The sequence below is a fragment of the Bacillus sp. UNCCL81 genome, from assembly GCF_900112535.1.
GTDB lineage: Bacteria > Bacillota > Bacilli > Bacillales > Bacillaceae_G > Gottfriedia > Gottfriedia luciferensis_B.
On the sequence record NZ_FOMF01000008.1, the window covers coordinates 192,718 to 213,716 of the forward strand.

The window sequence follows — 20,999 nt, forward strand, 5'->3', positions numbered from 1 at the left end:
TTTCACTTAATCTCATCTAGTGGAAATACTACCTCTACTTCCGTTCCTACATTTTCAACACTTTTAATATTAATTTTACCATTATGCAAGTTAATTATGTTCTTAGCGATTGAAAGACCGAGTCCAGTGCCACCACTAACTCCACGGCTACGTGCTTTATCAACTCGATAAAATCGTTCGAAAATATTTTCTAATTCTTCCTCTCGAATACCTATCCCATAATCTTTTATTTGAAGAATAGCAGCTTCACTAGTACAACTAATATTTACTTCTATTTTTTCAGTACTGTATTTTATAGCATTATCTAAAAAGATAATAATAACTTGTTTAATTTTAAGCTCATTTCCTTTAATAAATATTTTCTGTTTTTCTGCATGTAAAGTAATTTCTCGTTTATACACATTTTGCAGTTGTACTAGCGTGGAATTACACAAAGTAACTAAATCGACTGAATTCATTTCGATATTCTTTAAATGTTCCGATTCGGCCAAAGTTAATAAGGTTTTAGTTAAATCTTGCATACGATTTGCTTCAGAATAAATTGTCTCAATGGCTTCCGTCGCCATTTCCTCATTTTTCAAACCACGTCTTCTTAATAAGTTAGCAAAACTACTAATGACAGTAATAGGAGTTTTTAACTCATGAGATGCATCTGAAACAAACTGTTTCTGTTTTTCGATGTTTTCTTGTAGTCTGCTAATCATTCGATTAAACGTGCTTGCCATTTTGTGTAATTCATCTTTCGTTTCATTTTTTATTAAAATCTTTTTTGGAACTCCACTTTTCTCAATATCTTCCATCGTAGTGATCATAGAAGTAATTGGATTCATTATGATACGAGTTAACCATCTACCAGCCATCATTGATAAAATTGCAGAAACTGCAGTAACGATTGCCATTATTGTTAATAGCATATCCTTTCGCCCTTCAAGTCCAACAAGCAACTCTCCAATTTCTAACGTTCCAATTACTTTTTGGTTTTGTAGAATCGGTACTCGTACGACTATATTTTGATGCTCACTGAAAGGAATTAGTCTCGTTACTTCTTTTCTAGTGAACTTAGGTTTAATGCGATTCAGTAGTTTATCATTACTAATTTCTATCACAATTTTTGAGTTTGGATCGATGATTCGAATATAAGAATGATTAGACATAAATGGATATAATGCCTCTTCATTCATCTTCAATGTGATAGGAATTTCTTGTTTTTTTAAGATTTCATGAGCCTTTTGACTCACAACATGTTCTTCCATATTTACAGTCGTTTTCATAAACAAATAAAAAACTAATCCGTTAATTAAAATAAGAATGATTAAGATCCATGAAGTAATTAGCAAATTTATTTTAGTCGTTATTTTCATCTTAAGCCTTCCTCATTGTGTACCCCACACCTCTTATAGTTCGAATTAAAGGAACGTCAAAGTCCTCTTCAATTTTTTTTCTTAAATGTCTAATGTAAACATCAACAACATTTGTTTCACCTTCATACTCATAACCCCAAACGGTTGTTATGATGCCTTCTCTTGTCACGATTTTATTTTGATTTTCCAATAGGTAAACTAGTAGATCATACTCTTTTGGTGTTAATGGAATAACTTTATCATTTCTCTTCACTTCACGAGCTTCCAAATTAACAACTAAATCCTCAATTGCTAAAATCGGATTTGAGTCTTCATTTTTCTTAAATTCTTGAACTAAATTGCTCGATCGAAGACTTGAACGAATTCTTGCTAATACTTCTTCGATTTCAAAAGGTTTCGTAATATAATCATTAGCACCATAATCAAGACCAATAATCTTATCATGTGTAGCATCTCTAGCAGTTAGTAAAATTACTGGCACAAATTGGTTTGTCTTTCTTATTCTTCTTAATACTTCTATACCACTCAATTCAGGTAACATAACATCCAATAAAATTAGATCAACATTATTGCTAAGAGCCGATTCCAAACCAGCTTTTCCATTATGTTCAACCAATACTTCAAAACCTTCATATTCTATTTCTAATTTTAAAACTCGAGCAATATTCACTTCATCCTCGATAATTAAGATTTTCTTCATTTAATTCACCTATTTCTATTAATAGTTTTAGTGTTTCGAAAACTCTATTCTATTTTTAAGTCTAATTCTAGTCTTAGAAGTTCCTTGTATACATGCCATTATAGAACTTTTAATAAGTATTTTTTTCATTTTAATCTAATTTTAATTGATTATTCATTAAAGTTTCAGTTAGGAATTTTACAATGACATGGAGTTGATATATGAAATAATTTTCAATTTTAAATAAAAATCTTAGGAGGTATAAAATGAAAAAATTTATAGAAGGGACCATGCAAAGAGCAATTTTAATGATTGTTTGTGTCGTTATGATTGTATCTTGGGGTGCTATCTCAGCTTACCAAATGCAACGCGATTACTTACCAGGTATAAACAATTCAACTCTTACTGTAAGCATGCGTCTTCCTATGTATCAGGCCGATCAAGTAAAACAAAATATTACTAATAGTCTTGAAAGTGCTGTAAGAACAACAGAGGGTTTACAAGATATTGAAACTAGCTCCTATGATGGTGGAGTTTTTATGAGTCTGTATTTTCCAATGAATACAGATATGAAGCAAGCCGAAATTGATGTAAATAAAGCTTTAGAAAATGCGGACATCCCTCCGACAATTACATCTAAACCTTTAGTTACAAGACTTACAACTAGTTCATTCCCAATCCTAACTTACAGTTTGACTAGTGATAAATTAGATGATAATACTTTAAAATCAGTAACTCAAATGGATATTGTGCAACACCTTAAAACAGTACCAGGCGTATCCGATGTTTCAGTGTTCGGTGGTGCAAAAGACGGATACGTATTAACTGTAAGAACGAAAGACCTAGCAAAAAATAAACTTACTTTAGATGACTTAAATAAAGCATTAGCTGTATCAGTTCCATCTTTACCCGAAGGAACAATCTTACAAAATCAATTGTCTATTCCAGTTAAATTTGATGGATGGAATTTAAATGAGAAGCAATTAAATGATGTAAAAATCAAAAATTCAGATGGTGATCAAATTCCACTTTCAGCATTTGCAACTGTTACTCACGCCCTAAATGATGTAAAAACGATTGCAAGAACAGATGGAAAAACAAGTGTTCAATTAAATGTTATTAAAACTCAAAGTGCAAACATTACCGACGTAGCAAAAAATGTGAAGGAAAGAATTCAAAGCTTACAACAAGTAAAAGACGGCTCTGTTAAATTAACACCTCAATTAGATCGTGAAAAAGAATTAAATGATTCATTAAACGGTTTAATTCGTGAAGGTTTACTTGGATGTCTTTTCTCAATGATTTGCGTATTTTTCTTCTTCCGCAATGTAAAATCAACATTAGTTATTGCAATTTCATTACCAATTTCTTTATTAGCAACAACAGCAATACTAAAATCAATGGGTATTACACTGAATATTTTAACCGTTTCAGGTTTAATTGTTGCAATGGGTCGTATTGTTGATGATTCAATCGTTATCCTTGATAATATGTACCGTAAAAGAGAACAAAATCCTGATAAATCATTACTATACTCATTAAGTTCAGCAGTTTATGAAATGACACCTGCAATTTTAGCATCAACACTTACAACAATCGCTGTTTATATTCCAATTGCCTTTGTAGGTGGAGCTATTAGTGCTTCATATAGCGGATTTGCATGGTCTGTTGTTATCTCTTTAATTATATCGTTCTTTGTAGCAATTCTTGTTATTCCAGCACTTGCGCTAATGGGCTGGAAAAATAATACAAAGAAAACAAATGCTGTTTCTTTAGAACCAATGATGAAACCGATCTTAGTATCATCATTAAAAAAGAAAAAACTTACAATTTTCATTTCAGCTTTATTATTTATTTTTGCAGTAGCATTTGGTTCGTTTTTACCAGTCTCATTCTTACCAAGTGCTAAAACTGGTCAAGTGGCAATTAAACTTGAACTACCTCAAGGAAGTACATTAATGCAGGTTGATTCTGAGGTTCAAAAGGTAGAAAATCAATTAAAAGAAAATCCAAAAATAAAATCTTATCTATCTAATTTTGGATCAACTAATACGCCACAAAGTGATGATGTATTTGACCAAGGCGGAGGTTTCCTACAAAAACCTAACGTAGCTAACATTTCTGTTGCTTTAAAGAACGAAAAAGACTCAGACCAAGTCATTAAAGAGCTTGGAAAACAACTGCCACAATTATCTAAAAATGTAGCTTATACTGTTTCAAGTCAAAGTATTGCCGGTGATGACTCTTTATTGAAAGTCATATTTACTGGCTCTGATCAAACTACTCTAGACAAGATTGCAGATCAAATGAGATCAAAACTTGTTAAAATTGATGGACTAAGCGTTGATGGAAAAGTAGATTTAACATCTGGTCTTCCAAAATATAAAATTACATTTAACCAACAAGCAATTGAACAAAATGGAATTCAATTAGCAGATATAACGAAAGTAATTAACCGTTATATGTCACAATCTAAAGATGCTACATTTGTAGTTGACCATATTAGTCTGCCAGTTGATATGTATCTTGATCAAATTAGTAGTGGAAAAAGTCAAGTTCAATTAAATGCATCGCCAGAAGATGTTATCAATTCGCTTAAAAATGAAACTTTCTTAACAAGTAGTAATAAAACCGTCAAACTTGAACAAATTGCATCTATTACGAAAGACAATGCTCCTTCAACGATCAATGAACGCAATGGAGAGCCTTACTCAATCGTTACAGGTCAAATTACTTCAAATGACATTAGTAAAGTTTCAAAACAAGTTGATGACGTAATTAGTAAACAAGCTCTTCCTAAAGGAGTAAGTTACTCAATGGGAGGTATTACTCAACAAGTTAAAGAAATGATTTTTGATATGTCAATTGCCGTGGCCTTCTCTATTCTTTTAGTTATGGTCATTACTTCATCATTATTTAAGGGATGGAGAGCTCCAGTTTCAGTATTATTAAGTATCCCACTAGCATTAAGTGGTGTTGTTATCTCTTTAGTAATAGTAGGTGGAGAGTGGAACTTAGCAGCATTAATTGGGGTCTTAATGTTAACTGGGATTGTAGTAACAAATGGTATTGTACTAGTTGATAAGATTGAGCGTAATCGTAAAAACGGTATGAATACTGAAGAAGCCGTTATTTCTGGTAGTCTTTCAAGGATTAGACCAATCTTAATTACAGCAGCTACTACAATTTTAACACTATTACCACTAGCGTTTTCACATCAAGGTGATACTGTCATTTCACAGACATTAGGAATTGTAGTTATAGGTGGAATGATCACCTCTACTTTAAATAGCTTTTTAGTAATACCAATTATTTATCAATGGTTGCATAAAAAACAATCAAATAAGAATGTAATTTCAACAGAGGAAGTTAATTCACTATAATTTATTAAAGGTAACTCTTGTATTTGAGAGTTACCTTTTCTATTTTAGATTTTAAATTTTTTGGACTAAAATCTAGTACATATTTTCATCTAAATAAAAAAGGTAAATATAGTCAAATACACTGACGAGCTGCCCAAATAAAACATATTGATAGTTAGAAGACCTAAATAATAACTTTTAGTTGTACAAAATGGTCAATCATCATCTCATTGCGATAAAAAAATTACTATTAATATCAACATTAACAATAAATAAGCAATTTCTTAGATGAATCTAACACAAACAAAGGCAAAAAATAGAGTGAAGAAACCTAGTGTTTCTCACTCTATTTTTATTTATTAAAATCGTTTTCCTTTTTTATTGAATTACCTTTTATTTCTTCTAATGAATTAAGATAAATCTCCATTTCACTCATTTTTAGTTGTATTTCTTTTATTGAATCCTCTAATATTTTCGTCAAATCATTTTGTACTTGTTTAATAACATCATCATTTTCAAGACCACCTAGTCGAACAATACGGTTTACCTTTAGTTCTTCGAGCGCCATCTTCATTTCGATTTTTGTCACGACCTCTTTTATCAAACCGCTGATGTTTTTTTCAAAGTATTTTACTTTAGCTTGTCCTATTTCTGTAATAGAATTTGATTGTTTGAAATTCAATCCGTACACACCTCTTCATTAAATTATCACATATCAATATATGCGAAATTTTAGAAAGTGGTACTTGTTGAATTTAATTTCAATAATTACTTTAGTTAATTTATACGGAAACAATGTTATTGCTTTTTATTGTGTGAAAATAAAAATAATTCTTATATTACTAAATTAATGATTTACTTTGTTTCCTATTTTAACTACTATCAAATTAGTAAATAAAAGAAAGGTAGATTTGATGATATTCCATATTGATCCGTCGTTATTATTAACTTTAATTGTATTTGGATTTTTAGCTGCATTTATTGATTCTGTAGTTGGAGGCGGTGGGCTAATTACTTTGCCAGTATTATTATTTACTGGTCTATCTCCAGCTGCTGCCGTGGCAACGAACAAATTAGCTGGGTCAATTGGCTCTTTAACGAGCACAATCATGTTCTATCGTTCTGGAAAGCTTGATTTAAAATCCGTCTATAAGTTATTCCCACTCACATTTATTGGTTCCATTTTGGGAGCTTGGACAGTTCATTTAATTGACCCTACAGTCCTTAAACCGCTTATGCTCGTTATGCTTGCAGCAGTTGCAATATATACTATTTTTAAAAAAGATTGGGGTGATACTACTACCAATAAAAAACTGTCAGTTACTCGTATTACTCTGTTTATGCTTTTAATTTTTGGTATTGGTTTCTATGATGGATTCATTGGACCTGGAACTGGTTCATTCCTAATATTTGCTTTTTTAATGATTGGGTTTGATTTCTTAAAAGCTGCAGGCAATGCAAAGTTTTTAAATTTTGGTAGTAATATAGCTGCATTATTAATGTTTATGTATTTAGGACAAATTCATTATGCCTATGGGCTAGCTATGGGAATTGCACAAATAGCAGGAGCAATTTGTGGTTCTAAATTCGCTATTAAAAAAGGAAGTGGCTACGTTCGAATCCTTTTTATTACAGTAACCTTTATCTTGTTAGCAAAAAATACTTTTGATTATCTTCATTAAGCTATTCAAAAACGTATCTAACTTATAAACTAAAATGGTAAGCAATTCTTCGTTGAATTTGCTTACTATTTTTATTTTAAACTATATTAAACAGCTTCTACGGACTGAAAATCTCTGTTCGCTACTTAACACATCCATTCAATAAAAAAACAAAGCCCTTACTAATTAAGCTCTGTTCAATTTATATCCTTTTCTTCTAACTATCGTATTTGCTTATCATAACTATAATAATAATTTATTTTCCTTATAGTAAAGAATTCGATACGATAAATAATATAGTACGCCCCGAGGAGATGAACACATTGGAACAAAAGGCAATAGTTAATATAAATCCAGAGCAACAAAAAAAGCCTACTAAACAGTTAAAAGTTTCATTAATCTATGGAGTGGCTTTTACATTCATCATAGCTGTTTTAGGTTTTCTGATGGCAAAGTTACCATGGTTCGATCATGTTGGACCACTTGCATGTGCCATTTTACTTGCTTTAGTGTATAGACAATTTTTTGGTTATCCCGAAAAATTGCGCGCAGGAATTCAATTTTCTTCAAAAATACTTTTAAGGTTTGCCATCATACTGTACGGATTAAAACTAAACATGGTTGTCATTTTTAGCGATGGTTTGCCTTTATTACTGAGAGGTATGGGAACTATCATATTTTCGATAGTCGTTCTTATGGTTATTGCAAAATGGCTTAAAGCAGATCTTAATCTGTCTCTATTATTAAGTATCGGCACTGGCATTTGTGGTGCTGCTGCAATTGCAGCCATATCACCCATTATTAAAGCAAAAGATGATGACACAGCTATGGCTGTTGGGATCATCGCACTAGTTGGCACAATATTTTCCATCATTTATACTTTAATCTATCCTTTATTACCAATCAGCCCAACTGAATATGGAGCATGGGTCGGAATAAGCCTTCATGAGATTGCACATGTAGCTTTAGCAGCTGCACCTGCAGGTCAGGATGCACTTGCTCACGCATTGTTAGCCAAACTTGCCCGTGTATTTCTATTGATTCCCGTATGTTTTATCTTTTTATTTTGGATGAAACGTAAAGGTAAATTAAACGGAGAAGCAAAACTAGAGTTCCCATGGTTCTTAATTGGCTTTGTTATTATGAGTTTTGTTGGTAGCTACATCCTTGGTCAAAAAATTCCGGTATCAAATAAAACGATGTCAGACGTTTCTGTTTTTACATCATTTATTTTAACAATGTCTATGACTGGCTTAGGATTAAATATTAACTTAAAAGAATTACGTACTAAATCCATTCGTCCGCTTATTGCAATCGTCATCACATCAATACTCTTATCTTTCGTAACATTTTTTAGTCTATAACTCGAAACTTTTTAATGTGTTTGGAGTTAGGTCAATGCCAAGGAAGGTAAAGTAAAATTAATAAAAAATCAGAGAAACTTTATTTCAGTTTCTCTGATTTTTTATTTACTATATAAGGGTCTATAATATATTCGATTTTTTATGTTTTGCTTTCTTCATTGAATTTAATAAAAATCCACCCTTAAACCTTCTCGCTTCATATGAAATAATAAAGGCACTTGGTTCATAATGCTCTATAAGATCCATAAGTTCAGGTTCTCTATTACGTTTTGTCAATATATCCAAATGATAACGCTCGCTGTCCCTTCCCTCTCCTTGGAACACTGTCACTCCGAATCCTTCCTCACGAAGTCGGTTAATTAGCAATTTATTTTTATTCGTTAAATTAACTACTAAAGTCGTATATCCGATCGCTAAGCGATTTTCTACATAACTTCCAATTAGAATGCCAATCCCAAAGCCGACTGCATAAACAATCATTGATAATGTACTTTGGTCTCCAGAAAAAACAAGAGACAATCCAAATACATAAATAATTGCTTCCAAAAAACCAAAAAGCGCAGCAGATACACTCAACCCTTTTACTAGGAAAATAGTTCTCAATGTTAAGACAGGTACATAAATCAATTGCAATAATAAAATTAGTAAAATATCTTTCAATCTAGACACCTCAAAGTTTAAATTTTTGGACAGAAGATTTAGGTATTTAATTTGTTTCATCCTAAGCCTTGCTTTTAAACTTTTTTTAAGGAATCAAAGTGAAAGCCTAGTAGAAAATTATTTTTAATAATAAAGTTGAATGGATAAATACTGTGATTTTTTTGTATTATTTACCAGTTGTAGTACTTAATTCAACTTGTTCAGTTAAATTCCTGCTTCTCTTTGAGGACATTAAAAGATTATCGCTAAAATAAACAGAACCTACTAATCTAAAACAATTACTCATGGGCCTTTTTATGAGTAAAGTATTTTCATCATCTAAATAATGAATATGTTATTTAACACGCAAAAAAGAAGATCTACTCAAAAAGTAAATCTTCTTTTATTTATTGCCCATTATTCCATTCCAAAAGAAGTCTATAATATGTTCAGCCATTTCATCTATTGTAGAGAAAATTGAATTTTGATCTGTATCCCTATAATTTCCAACCGATAAAATTGCTAAGAACAATTGGGTATAGAATTTTGGATTCCCGTTAGGTATTTCTCCAATCTCTATTGCCGTTGTCATAGCTTTCTCGATCACATTATACATCATTTCTTCTGCGCTATTCATCTGTTGTAATTGCTCATCTGATAAGGAGACTTTCGCTTCTTTCGTAAAAGCTTTTAAATCAATTTCAAAAGTTGCTCTTAAATGGACTTTAACCATATCGTTGAGATTTTCTTTTAACGATTTATCTGTAGATAAAATATCAGCAATTCGATCACTTATTCGAAGCATCATTTGAACCATTGCATCCGTAAAGAGATCTGCTTTTGTTGGATAATAATAATAAACCGTTGCTTTGGTCACACCACACTTCTTAGCTACGTCATCCATTGAAACTAATTGATATCCGTTTTGAAGGAACAATTGGATTGCATTTTCAATGATTGTTGTTTTTGTAGGCTTTTTTTTCGAATCCTGCGGTGGTCTTCCAAGAGGCCGTTTAATTTGTTCCAATTTGCTTCTCTCCTAACCTTTTAATTCCTTTTCATTATAGCATAATAAAAGTTCTTGAATAATTAACTAACTAGTATATATAATTAAGTTAATAAATTTTACGTGAGGTGAATTCCATATGAAACAGCACCCCTTTCATTCTTGGGGCAAATTTGTAAGTAGTAAACGTACAAGATGGATAACATTATTGGTGTGGGTATTATTAACGGTTGTATTATCATTTACTTTTCCATCTGTAAACGAAGTAGAAAACAATACTGCAGATAACTTACCTAAGCAAACCATGTCCCAAAAAGCGGATCAGCTAATAAAAAAAGAATTTCCAACTGATTCTGGAAATCCTTTATTAATCGTTTGGAACCGTAAAGATGGACTAAAAGAGGAAGATTACAAAGTCATTCAAACTGTATATAAAGAACTTCGAAATAACCCATTAAAAAATCAATTAACATCACCGTCATATGATTTAATGCCGATCCAGGCAATTAAACGAAGTTCTTCAGAGGATGGTACAACAATCATTACAGCCGTTCTTTTTGACAAAAAAGCAGATGATGAAGTACTACAAAAAAATATCAACTTATTAGAAAAACAAATTAAAAATAATACTGGTGAAGACCCAATAAAACGAAAATTAACAGAATCTGGTCTAAAAGTACGCTTTTCTGGCCCAGTTGGTATTCAAACAGACGCTGTCAGTTTATTTTCACAAGCCGATGTTAAACTTTTATTATCAACTGTATCACTTGTATTAGTTTTCTTAATCCTTCTATATCGTTCACCAATTATGGCAATTGTTCCGTTAATAGTCGTTGGTTTCGCATATGGAATCGTAAATCCATTATTAGGTGTTTTAGGTGATAAAGGCATTATAACGGTGGATTCTCAAGCCGTTTCAATTATGACAGTATTATTATTTGGTGCAGGTACTGATTATTGTTTATTTTTAATTTCTAGATATCGTGAATATTTACTTTTGGAAGAAAACAAATATAAAGCAATTCAGCTCGCAATCAGAGAATCTAGTGGAGCCATCTCAATGAGTGCTTTAACGGTCGTTATTGGATTAGGTACACTCTTATTTGCTCAGTATGGTGCTTTCCATCGTTTCGCTATACCATTTAGTTTAGCAGTTCTTATTATGGGGATTGCTGCAATCACAATTCTACCTGCCCTACTTTCTATTTTTGGTAGAGTTTCATTTTTTCCTTTCATCCCAAGAACAGAGGAAATGGAAGCATTAAGAGCTGAGAAAAAAGGAAAATCAATTAAAAAATCAAAAATCAAAGTAACATTTAATCAAAAAATAGGAAAATTAGTTACTCATAAACCTTGGACAATTATTCTAGTCTCTATCATTCTTTTAGGAGGGCTAGCTCTATTTGTACCTAGAGTACAATACACTTACGATTTACTTCAATCATTTCCTAAAGATATGCCTTCCAGAGAAGGGTTCGATTTAATATCTGACCATTATTCATCAGGTTTATTAGCACCTGTTAAAGTAATAATCGACACGGAAAATAAAAATATCCCTGTGAAAAAAGAATTAGAATCACTTTCATTCGTAAAAGATGTGTCTGAACCTATTACAGGTAAAGATAATAAAAAATTACAATTATATGAAATTTCTTTAGTCGATAATCCATATTCTATTAAAGGATTAGAGCGAATACCTCAACTAGAAAAGAAAATTAAGAAACTATTGAAAGAATATGATTTACAAAAAGTAGATCAGCATTACTGGATTGGTGGAGAAACAGTAACAAATTTAGATACAAAAAATATAACTGAGCGTGATGAATCCGTGATTATTCCTGTAATGATTGGATTAATTGCATTATTACTGTTAACTTATTTACGTTCCTTTACAGCGATGATTTACTTAATTCTAACCGTCATATTATCTTATCTTTCAGCATTAGGTGCTGGTTGGCTTATTCTTCACTACGGTTTTGGGGCTAGCGCGATTCAAGGTTCGATTCCTTTATATTCCTTTGTATTTTTAGTAGCATTAGGTGAAGATTACAATATATTCATGGTTTCTGAAATTTGGAAAAATAAAAAGAAACAAACCCATCGCGAAGCAGTATCAAATGGAGTCGCAAAAACTGGGGCTGTTATTTCATCTGCTGGATTAATCTTGGCCGGTACATTCCTAGTGTTAGCAACTCTACCTATTCAAGTATTAGTTCAATTTGGTATTGTTACTTGTATTGGAGTCTTAATTGATACATTCATCGTTCGACCACTTTTAGTTCCAGCAATTACTACGGTATTAGGTAGATTTGCATATTGGCCTGGTGAACTTTCGAAAAAAGAGTATGATTCAAAACTAGAAATGCAAATAGAAAAATAACGATAAAAAAACATCACAATGCATGAAATGATGCGTTGTGATGTTTTTTTATTAGAACAATCTTTGTACATTACTTATTAGTTTGATTAAGCTGTTTCATCATCAGATTAATCAATTGATATAGGCCGTATATTCCTAAGTAAGCGCCAGAAATTAAAAAATAAATATTAAGAAATACAGCATGAATATTGGTCATGAAAACAACATTATGTTTTATAATTTCATAAATTGCTATTGCTGATATTCCTCCAAAAACTACATAAGAAATGATTGCGATCAAATTAAAAATAGTGCTAAATATTAGATTAAATCTAGCCAATCCATTCATCATAATAGGAAAAAAAATAATTGAACAAAATATTAAAGTTTTCAAGTGGTTTACTTACTCCATTTTATTATTGAATTATGATAATTTTATTCTTTACAAATTTATATTAACTATCCCATTTGACCGCTCTTTTCATTCTCCCTATAAAAATCACCAAATAAATACCAAAAAAGCTTGGTGACTAATCAAGCTTTTTTGGATAACCGTATCTCCTTCTTGTCTTTACCATTAATCTAGTTGAGAGATTATTTTAATGTGGACAATATCAAATAAACATATTACCCAAGTGTTTTAGTCATGATAAAGTCTATTTGTTCTTCGTCACCCATATAAAATGAGTGTGACCCATTGTGAACAAATCCCATTTTTTTATAAAATGCGATCGCATTTTCGTTTCTTTCCCATACGCCTAGCCAGATTTTCTTTTTATTAAGTTCCCCCGCAATTTCTATGGCTTTCTTAAACAGAATTTTACCAAGTCCGTGTTTTTGAAATTCCTTCTTAATATAAATCCTCTCGATTTCAAGTGATTCATCACCCATTTCTTCTGATTGGGCATCATCTATATTGACCTTTAAATAGCCAGCGACGGTTTGATTAAAATGAATGAAAAAGAATTGCGAAGATTGATTTAACAATTCTTCTTCTATTTGATTTAAATTAAACGCTCTTTCTAAATATGCATTCATATTTTCAAGTGAATTTTGATGCTTAAATGTCTCATTAAACGTTTCATAACCAATTTGTTGAAGAATATGTGAATCCTTTAAACTACACCTTGTTATATTGATCGTCATATTAATACGCCTCTCCTCTTATCTAATCAATAATTTCTCTTGTTTCCTTTTTTTACAAATTCCCAGTCTTTTTCTACATTTTTTCTTACCTTTTGAAGAAGATTAAAAATGGTTTCAACTTCTATTTCAGACAATCCTTCTAGTGCAACGATATTAGAATAATCGTTTTCTCGTTTTATAAATGGATAAACACTTTCCCCTTTTTTTGTTGCAAAAAGTTTTTTTATTTTTTTGTTCTCTTTATCCTCTTTCTTTTCAATAAATCCATTCATTTCAAGTTTTTTTATAGCACGCGCTGCTGTAGTTCGATCTACTTTTATCATCTCTGCCAATTTTTCTTGTATGATTCCTGGATTTTCAGCTATTCGTACTAGATATAAATACTGCCCTTTTGTAAGATCATGCTCTTTAAATTCAATATTACTAATCGAATCTAGAGCCCTTGCGATCATTCCAATTTCACGAAGAATTTCCTTCATAATTAACTCCTTAGTATTAATTTTGTTGTAAATGCAATAAAAATGATATATATTGAATTTAACTTATTTTTGTTGCATTTGCAATAAAACAAAAAATTAAATAAAGGGGACTGATAAACAGGATGAATACAAAAAAAATAAAGAATGAAGAAGAGCTAAAAGTAGCATTTGCAATTAGGAAAGATATATTTGTGAAGGAACAAGGTGTACCTCTAGAAGATGAATTTGACCAATACGACAAAATAAATGGAGATTGCCAACACATATTAGTTCATTACAACGAACAACCAGTCGGGACAGGAAGAATTAGGTTTGTTGATGGAGTAGGGAAATTAGAAAGAATCTGTATCCTGGAGTCTTTCCGAAAATATGGACTTGGCAAAAACATAATTAAAGCTTTAGAAGAAATTGCGGAAGAACAAGGGGCTTCGCAAGTAAAATTACATGGCCAAACACATGCAGAAGGTTTTTACAAAAAACTTGGTTATCGAACTTCCTCTGAAGTCTTTATAGAAGACGGTATCCCTCATATACTAATGCTAAAAGAAATAACTAAATGATAAAGCGATTAATTAAAGGGAAATATGTCTTTTACGTATTAGGAATTTTAATATTAACCTTGGGAATATCAATCAATATACAATCTAACCTTGGAACTTCACCTTTTGATGCGCTTCTAGTGGGGTTATCCCAAAATATGGGACTAACTGTCGGAAGTTGGGAAATAATCATTGCTTTATTATTACTATGTTTAAATTCTTTATTAAAAAGACAAAGACCAGAATTTTTAGGATTAGTAACTGCCTTTATAACTGGTATTGGTATTGATCTGTGGCTTTTTTTATTACACAATTTCATAACACCTGAATTTTGGTACAGTAAAATAGCTTGTTATAGTCTCGGATTAGTTATTTCAGGACTCGGAACAGCAACATATTTACACACAAACTTTGCACCAATTCCAGTGGATCGATTAACATTAATCCTACAGGAATTAACTAGAACAAATATCTTTTTTTCGAAAACAGTCATTTATCTTATTTTCTTAATAGCAGCATTAATTTCAAATGGACCAATCGGCATTGGAACAATACTAACTGTTTGTTTTGGTGGGTTAATACTTAATTATTTTATGCCAATTACAGAAAAATTTTTAAACCACGTCTTATCTGACTCTAGTACATCTTCCAGCTTTGAAAAAGAGAAAAATCTTTCTATATAAAATGTACTGATTACTTTTACTCATAAATCTACTTTCTTCGGAAACACTATCCTTGGAGGTGAAGCACATGAGTAAAAAATCATCTGGAAGAGGACAAAAAGCTCCAAGTGTTAATCCACAAGGATACGGAAAAGACGTTGAATTTTCAACTGAGCCTCAAAGTGAACTACAGAATTTAGCAAAAAAGTCTAATAAAAAATAAGTTTTGCTACTAAAAACAACCAGAGTAACCCATAAAGGACTACACTGGTTGTTTTTTTATTAATTCTATCATAGCGGTTTTGTACCAATTACGACTGTGGCGTCCAATTCATTATTGTAGATTAACCTGGCTATTAATCCATATTGATTAAAAATTTCAACTGTTTTAGGAGCCTGAATTTTACTCGTCTCTATTAATAAATGCCCGCCTGAAGCTAACCAGAAAGACGCATTTTCTGCCACTTTTCGATGAATATCATTTCCATCCTTACCACCATCAAGTGCCACTTTTGGCTCATAAAGCCGTGCCTCCTGAGGGAGAGACTTTATTGCCTCAGTTGGAACATATGGTGCATTCGCCACAATAATATCAACATTGCCGATTAATTGAGGTGGCAATGGATTATAAAGATCGCCTTCATATACAAGACCACCAAGTTTAGAAACATTGCATTTGGCACACTGGACTGCAATAGGATCAATATCGACCGCATATAACGAAATCAAATCCACTGCCTTGGAAATCGCTACACTTACTGCACCAGAACCACAACAAAGATCAACCACTTTGATACCGGGCACAGATAAGTCAATCGCCTTTTGAGCAAGAAATTCTGTCCGACGGCGAGGAACGAACACACCTGGGACTACTGCAATCCTATTGCCATAAAACTCCGCCCATCCAAGGATGTATTCTAACGGTGAGCCAGTTACTCGATGATTTACCATTGTTAAAAGCTCTTCCAAAGTACCAGCTCCAGAAATGAGAAGCTGAGCCTCTTCTTCAGCAAAAACGCAACCAGCTTTCCGGAGTTGCTTGATTATACTATTCTTAATTTGATCACTACAATAAGTATCATTTTGCTTTAATATATATATCACCCAATCTTTATACTGTTTATAATTGGGAGTTCGTTAAAAGTAAAAAAATACCTTCTTCAATTTAACTGCTAATACGGAGAACTAAACAAAAATCAGACTAACTAGACTGCACTCCTTAAAGGAGATGTTGAAAAACCCCCAGTTGGGCATTATATAGATTATGTTGATTATGTTGAAGAAATAGAATATCTATTTAATTAAAAAGCTCAAAATCTCATGAATTCAGGACCTACAAAATCATTAATAAAACTTGTTTAATATTTTATTGAAAAATCTTTTACGTATTATCTATAGCTTTTATGTAAAAATATAGTTAAAAACTTAAAGGTGAAAGTAATGATTGGAACCGTTGAAGTCATAATTCGAACTCTTACAGCATTTGTTTTACTTATTTGTATTACCCATTTACTTGGAAAACAAACTATATCAAAAATGACATATCATGATTATATTACTTCAATTACATTAGGTTCTATTGCAGGCAACTTGACGTTTAATACTGCTATAAACTTCAGAAACTATATTACTGCCCTGATAATCTTCAGTACATTTTTATTCCTTGCTACTTTAGTTTCATTAAAAAATAAAAAAGCTAGAGCAATATTTAACGGAGAACCTACTGTTGTCATACAAGATGGAAAAATACTGGAAAAAAACATCGAAAAATTAAAAGTTACAATGGATTCATTCAATCAAGCACTAAGAAGGAGAGATATATTTGATATAGATGAGGTGGAATTCGCTGTTTTTGAACCTGACGGGCATTTATCTATATTAAAGAAGCCCATACATCGTTTTGTAACTAGAAAAGATATGGGAATTTCTAATCCGTCCCAATCAGACTTCCCTATTGAAATCATTATGGATGGTCAATTTATTAATAAAAACATCACTCAAAATCACCTAACAAAAGAATGGATCATTACTGAAATTGATCAGCGAGGTTTGAATTTATCTGATGTTTCATATTGTGTTCGTGGAACAAATGGTCAACTGTATTTTGATTTGTATAAGGATCAGATTAATTCCCCTGTTGATATTGAGTCATAAATATCATTTTATCAATCTGGAAAATTTTAATCATTGATTAACAAAAAGCATAAACCCGTAATTTTACGAAATTTATGCTATTCCTTATTTATGACATATTAATCAATATTACTCAGTATTTAAATTAACTACAACGATCTATCTAATTAACTTCTACTAAAATATTTGACATTTTAGCCACTTTCTCATATTGTTCAGTATCTATGTAATGACTATATAATTCTTTAGCATACTTGTTAATCCACATTGAATACTTCATCGACTGAAAGTATGGTAGAGCATCCAGTTCTATGTATTTGTAGTATTGTTCAATATTTTCTTCAATTCGATAGATAAGCATTTTAAATGCTTTTTGAAGTAGAAGATTGTCCAACTTTTTTGCTGTTAATAACCCATGTTGGGCTATTTTTAACATTTCTGTTTTCTTCATTAGATTACCTTCCAAACAGATTACTAAATAATTACGAAGTTGCCTAACGTATCGTATAGACTTCTTATCAACGATTTCCAATGCATCTTGTACTATTTCCTGAGCGCGAATATAATCTTTTCTACTATAGAACAAATTTGATAAGTTGCCTAGAAGACTAACCTTTTTATCAGGTTCATGTAGTAAATCGCATAAGTGAATCAGACTTTTATAAGATTCTACAATCTTTTCAAAATCGGCATGTTGATCATTCTGAATTTGTGCAAGCATTAGAGCCTCTGCTTCAAGCATCATGACAAGATTATTCATTTCTTTGAAATGTACTAAAGCTTTTTCAGCATATACATATGCCATCATTTTATTTTGAACTAAATGATATGCTTCAGCCAAATTATAATAATATTCTGGAGTTTTATACTCATCCATATTAATTTTCTTCAAAATATTTAAAGCTAAATTTTTATTATTTGAATTTGACGTATCATAAATCGAGGTATAGTATATCCCCCATACGTGCAATTGTAAATTCTTTTCATATTGAGGAAGAACTGGAAATTCCTTTTCAACACTTCTCAAAATTGTATAAGACTTTTCATATTCTTTCTTTAAAATGTAATACTTTGCCCTTAATAACTGATAAAATGGTGCAAACTCAGTGGAGTGTAAATACGGTTTTTTTTCCAATTCCTCTTTTAACTCTTCAACCTCTTTCATATTTTGCATAAAAATGGCCTTTTGCCATCGATTTAGTGAATCTTTTGTATTCTTAAAGAGATTCACTTCATTATTAATATCAATATTTAAACGATTTGACAGTAATTCAACGATTTCCGAGGAATAGATTGTTTGACCGAGTTCAATTTTACTGAGATATGCGAGAGTACATATTCCCTTGCCTAGTTGTTCAAGTGTTAACCCAAGTTTTTGTCGATAATATCTTATGATTTGACCCTCTATCATTTTATTTCTCCCTTTAATTTTCCTATTCATTTTTTAATTTAATTGAATTTTCAATAATTAATAACAATTATTTTAAATTAACTTTTTTAATTTGCAAATAGAAAAATTGGATATCAAAAGAAAATATTTAACTAATCTATTAGACTTTTTCAGATAAAATAAAAAAACACATCTAATAATTCACTACACTTTTTCAGCAATTATTTAGAGGTGTTTTAATATCTATTTAATTGTCACTTATAATCAGATATAGATTAATTATTATTTTCATCTGTATCATCATAATACGTTGAATTACCTTGTTGTGCATTAAAAGTCCAATTTACTTTTAGGCTATCCCCTTGAAAATGATTTTGGTCTTGTCCATTATCTACAAATTCAAATAATACAAAGATTTTTTCTTTGTCCCCCGCAATAATACCATCTGGTTTAGGACCTGATAGTGTATCAATTTGAGTAACATCAGGTTGTTGAGTTTGTAAATCATATAAGGTTGTTTCAACAATTGGATTAGTTGCACTACTTGTATTGTACATTATTGTGACTTTAATGTGTTTTGCTAGATCATCACCATGATTATTTGAATTAACATCTTCCACTGTATATTTTGTTTCTAGTAGTACCTTACTAATGTCTAATGTACCATTGTTCTCGAGTGTAAATTCGCGATAAACCTCATCACCTGGTTTAATGTTACTAATATTAACAACCGTACTAGGATTCATCCCTAAATCTAATGTACCTGCAGCAAATGTATTCTGTGTTTCTACCGAATCACTAAAATAAGCAAATGTTCCTCCTCCAACTAATGATAAACCTAACGCAGCACTCATTACTCCTTGACTTACCTTCTTCGTAAAACTCATTCTTAATTCCCCCTTGGATAAAAATAAAATATATTAAACTCCTATGTATGTCCTATTTAATACATAGGAGATCTAACCAATACGATTAACCTTGTAAAATTTCTAACTCTTTTTTTGCACCAATAATGGAGTATAAAGCCGAAATAATAAGTAATATACCTGGAATTATTAATAACAGCGCTGATCCGATTTTTGAATTGGCATAGTTCATAACATAGCCTAAGTATGGAATCGTAATACCAGTGTATTTTCCAATGACATCTCGTTGTGAAATTATCCATAAATCCGGGCCGTTATTATTATCACCCTTCGTTTTATATGTAATTTCCCCATTCTTGTTTTTAACTTCAAGAATTCTATGGGTTACTAATCTATCTTTTGTATGAAACGTAATAATATCACCCTTTTGATAGGCATAATTGTTAGGCTCTAGTTTTATTTGTATGATCGAACCTGTTTGAAAAATAGGTTCCATTGAACCCGATAATACTGTTTTTAATTGATATCCCTTAATTGTAGGCTCTTGTCCGGTTATTTTAGATGAAAGAACGATAAACGCCATAATACATAAAATAACTAAACCAATTAGTTTAATTAAATTAATCGAAATAATTACTAATTTTTTCATATTTTTTTCCCCTTCACTAAAATTTCATTATTCATAGATGCTAAATATCTAGTCATTATTATCATCAGAGTTTGTCTTAGAATGATTTTCTACATAATTTAGCTTAGCTTTTTCTTCTATGTTGTTTATCTGATTAGAAATTGAAGATCGAACAGCTTCAATTTGTTGAAAATCAATCATAGAATGCACTTCTTTCAGAATACTAGATACCTTTTGATCCCCTTCCCCCACAAAAGCAAAAGTCTGTTTGTCTACTCCTTTTTGATTTTTTATTTTTAATTTAGTAGTAGATAGTTCCTTTTTTATACTTTCTAAATCACCTAATTGAACATTTATCTCCCGTTCAATTTCATTAATTTTGCCAAGTCTTTCACGTAACTCCAGTAATGTAACATTTGAAGGCGAAAGGAAAATTGTTTTATATTCTTTATTTATCGTATCTGCAATATTCTGTGCCTCATCTTCTAATTTCTTTACATTTGAGGGAAAAACAATTGCTGTTGATAGATTGACTGGAGCTGATGAAGCTTGGCTAGAAAATGCTGCATCAGTTTCACCTACAAATTGAATTCCCGTATAAAAAGAAATACAAATTAGACTCGAAAATAAAATGCTTTTTTGACTTGTACTCCTCATGCACTTTCCCCTTTGTGAATTTCAGTAATTGATTTTCATTATACATAATTATCAGAAAATTAAAATTA

The 20,999-nt window shown here is 31.2% G+C and carries 21 protein-coding genes; 8 read left to right on the top strand and 13 right to left on the bottom strand.

All coding sequences use genetic code 11. The features are described from left to right. Window positions 1–2 precede the first annotated feature (2 nt). Window positions 3–1,361 (bottom strand): sensor histidine kinase, encoded by a 1,359-nt coding sequence (locus tag BM319_RS17825; protein ID WP_091023942.1) that lies wholly within the window; start codon window positions 1,359–1,361, stop codon window positions 3–5. Window position 1,362: 1 nt separating this feature from the next. Further along, entirely contained in the window at window positions 1,363–2,061 is a 699-nt protein-coding gene (locus tag BM319_RS17830) for a response regulator transcription factor (protein WP_091023944.1), read from the bottom strand. Between the two features lie 245 nt (window positions 2,062–2,306). On the opposite strand from BM319_RS17830, the gene BM319_RS17835 reads away from it, so the two are divergent. Next, window positions 2,307–5,423, top strand: a complete 3,117-nt coding sequence (locus BM319_RS17835) for an efflux RND transporter permease subunit (protein ID WP_091023946.1) — start codon at window positions 2,307–2,309, stop codon at window positions 5,421–5,423. Between the two features lie 331 nt (window positions 5,424–5,754). On the opposite strand, the gene BM319_RS17840 is transcribed toward BM319_RS17835, so the two are convergent. Then, window positions 5,755–6,084 carry a hypothetical protein gene (locus BM319_RS17840; protein ID WP_069033170.1) on the bottom strand — a complete coding sequence of 110 codons (330 nt, stop codon included), beginning with the start codon at window positions 6,082–6,084 and terminating at the stop codon, window positions 5,755–5,757. A 232-nt stretch (window positions 6,085–6,316) separates the two neighbouring features. Here BM319_RS17840 and BM319_RS17845 point away from each other — a divergent pair, with 232 nt between their 5' ends. Then, complete coding sequence (locus BM319_RS17845) at window positions 6,317–7,084, top strand: TSUP family transporter (RefSeq protein WP_069033169.1); 768 nt, start codon at window positions 6,317–6,319, stop codon at window positions 7,082–7,084. A 293-nt stretch (window positions 7,085–7,377) separates the two neighbouring features. After that, window positions 7,378–8,427: a YeiH family protein gene (locus BM319_RS17850; RefSeq protein WP_091023948.1), complete on the top strand. Its 1,050-nt coding sequence runs from the start codon at window positions 7,378–7,380 to the stop codon at window positions 8,425–8,427. Between the two features lie 120 nt (window positions 8,428–8,547). On the opposite strand, the gene BM319_RS17855 is transcribed toward BM319_RS17850, so the two are convergent. Both BM319_RS17855 and BM319_RS17860 read right to left on the bottom strand, forming a co-directional pair. Next, window positions 8,548–9,087 carry a DUF2179 domain-containing protein gene (locus tag BM319_RS17855; protein WP_069033167.1) on the bottom strand — a complete coding sequence of 180 codons (540 nt, stop codon included), beginning with the start codon at window positions 9,085–9,087 and terminating at the stop codon, window positions 8,548–8,550. A gap of 382 nt (window positions 9,088–9,469) precedes the next feature. After that, window positions 9,470–10,093 carry a TetR/AcrR family transcriptional regulator gene (locus tag BM319_RS17860; protein ID WP_091023950.1) on the bottom strand — a complete coding sequence of 208 codons (624 nt, stop codon included), beginning with the start codon at window positions 10,091–10,093 and terminating at the stop codon, window positions 9,470–9,472. Between the two features lie 118 nt (window positions 10,094–10,211). Here BM319_RS17860 and BM319_RS17865 point away from each other — a divergent pair, with 118 nt between their 5' ends. Further along, on the top strand, window positions 10,212–12,452 hold the full coding sequence (locus BM319_RS17865; RefSeq protein ID WP_091023952.1) for an MMPL family transporter: 2,241 nt from the start codon (window positions 10,212–10,214) through the stop codon (window positions 12,450–12,452). Window positions 12,453–12,522: 70 nt separating this feature from the next. Here BM319_RS17865 and BM319_RS17870 read toward each other — a convergent pair whose 3' ends face one another. From BM319_RS17870 to BM319_RS17880, 3 genes are all read right to left on the bottom strand, one after another. Next, entirely contained in the window at window positions 12,523–12,825 is a 303-nt protein-coding gene (locus BM319_RS17870; RefSeq protein WP_091023955.1) for a hypothetical protein, read from the bottom strand. Between the two features lie 233 nt (window positions 12,826–13,058). Further along, complete coding sequence (gene paiA / locus BM319_RS17875) at window positions 13,059–13,577, bottom strand: spermidine/spermine N(1)-acetyltransferase (protein ID WP_091023957.1); 519 nt, start codon at window positions 13,575–13,577, stop codon at window positions 13,059–13,061. 26 nt (window positions 13,578–13,603) lie between these two features. Then, window positions 13,604–14,056, bottom strand: a complete 453-nt coding sequence (locus tag BM319_RS17880) for a MarR family winged helix-turn-helix transcriptional regulator (RefSeq protein ID WP_091023959.1) — start codon at window positions 14,054–14,056, stop codon at window positions 13,604–13,606. Window positions 14,057–14,178: 122 nt separating this feature from the next. Between BM319_RS17880 and BM319_RS17885 the strand changes: the two genes are divergently transcribed. The 3 genes from BM319_RS17885 (at window position 14,179) to BM319_RS17895 (ending at window position 15,480) form a co-directional block, all read left to right on the top strand. Further along, a complete protein-coding gene (locus BM319_RS17885; protein WP_091023961.1) occupies window positions 14,179–14,616 on the top strand; it encodes a GNAT family N-acetyltransferase in 438 nt (145 codons plus the stop codon). Continuing rightward, window positions 14,613–15,278: a YczE/YyaS/YitT family protein gene (locus BM319_RS17890; RefSeq protein WP_091023962.1), complete on the top strand. Its 666-nt coding sequence runs from the start codon at window positions 14,613–14,615 to the stop codon at window positions 15,276–15,278. The genes BM319_RS17885 and BM319_RS17890 overlap by 4 nt, the downstream gene beginning before the upstream one ends. A 67-nt stretch (window positions 15,279–15,345) precedes the next feature. Continuing rightward, window positions 15,346–15,480, top strand: coding sequence for a hypothetical protein (locus BM319_RS17895; protein WP_056467807.1), 135 nt, complete (start codon window positions 15,346–15,348; stop codon window positions 15,478–15,480). 68 nt (window positions 15,481–15,548) lie between these two features. On the opposite strand, the gene BM319_RS17900 is transcribed toward BM319_RS17895, so the two are convergent. Next, complete coding sequence (locus BM319_RS17900; protein ID WP_217648353.1) at window positions 15,549–16,352, bottom strand: putative protein N(5)-glutamine methyltransferase; 804 nt, start codon at window positions 16,350–16,352, stop codon at window positions 15,549–15,551. A 345-nt stretch (window positions 16,353–16,697) separates the two neighbouring features. Between BM319_RS17900 and BM319_RS17905 the strand changes: the two genes are divergently transcribed. Next, window positions 16,698–17,411, top strand: a complete 714-nt coding sequence (locus BM319_RS17905; RefSeq protein WP_091023964.1) for a DUF421 domain-containing protein — start codon at window positions 16,698–16,700, stop codon at window positions 17,409–17,411. Between the two features lie 142 nt (window positions 17,412–17,553). Here BM319_RS17905 and BM319_RS17910 read toward each other — a convergent pair whose 3' ends face one another. From BM319_RS17910 to BM319_RS17925, 4 genes are all read right to left on the bottom strand, one after another. Then, window positions 17,554–18,801, bottom strand: coding sequence for a helix-turn-helix domain-containing protein (locus BM319_RS17910; RefSeq protein ID WP_091023966.1), 1,248 nt, complete (start codon window positions 18,799–18,801; stop codon window positions 17,554–17,556). Window positions 18,802–19,055: 254 nt separating this feature from the next. After that, entirely contained in the window at window positions 19,056–19,667 is a 612-nt protein-coding gene (locus BM319_RS17915; RefSeq protein ID WP_091023968.1) for a TasA family protein, read from the bottom strand. 85 nt (window positions 19,668–19,752) lie between these two features. Continuing rightward, entirely contained in the window at window positions 19,753–20,295 is a 543-nt protein-coding gene (gene sipW, locus BM319_RS17920) for a signal peptidase I SipW (protein WP_069033156.1), read from the bottom strand. A gap of 48 nt (window positions 20,296–20,343) precedes the next feature. Beyond that, the gene (locus tag BM319_RS17925; protein WP_091023970.1) at window positions 20,344–20,931 is read right to left on the bottom strand and encodes a DUF4047 domain-containing protein; all 588 of its coding nucleotides are present in this window, start codon (window positions 20,929–20,931) and stop codon (window positions 20,344–20,346) included. Window positions 20,932–20,999 lie beyond the last annotated feature (68 nt).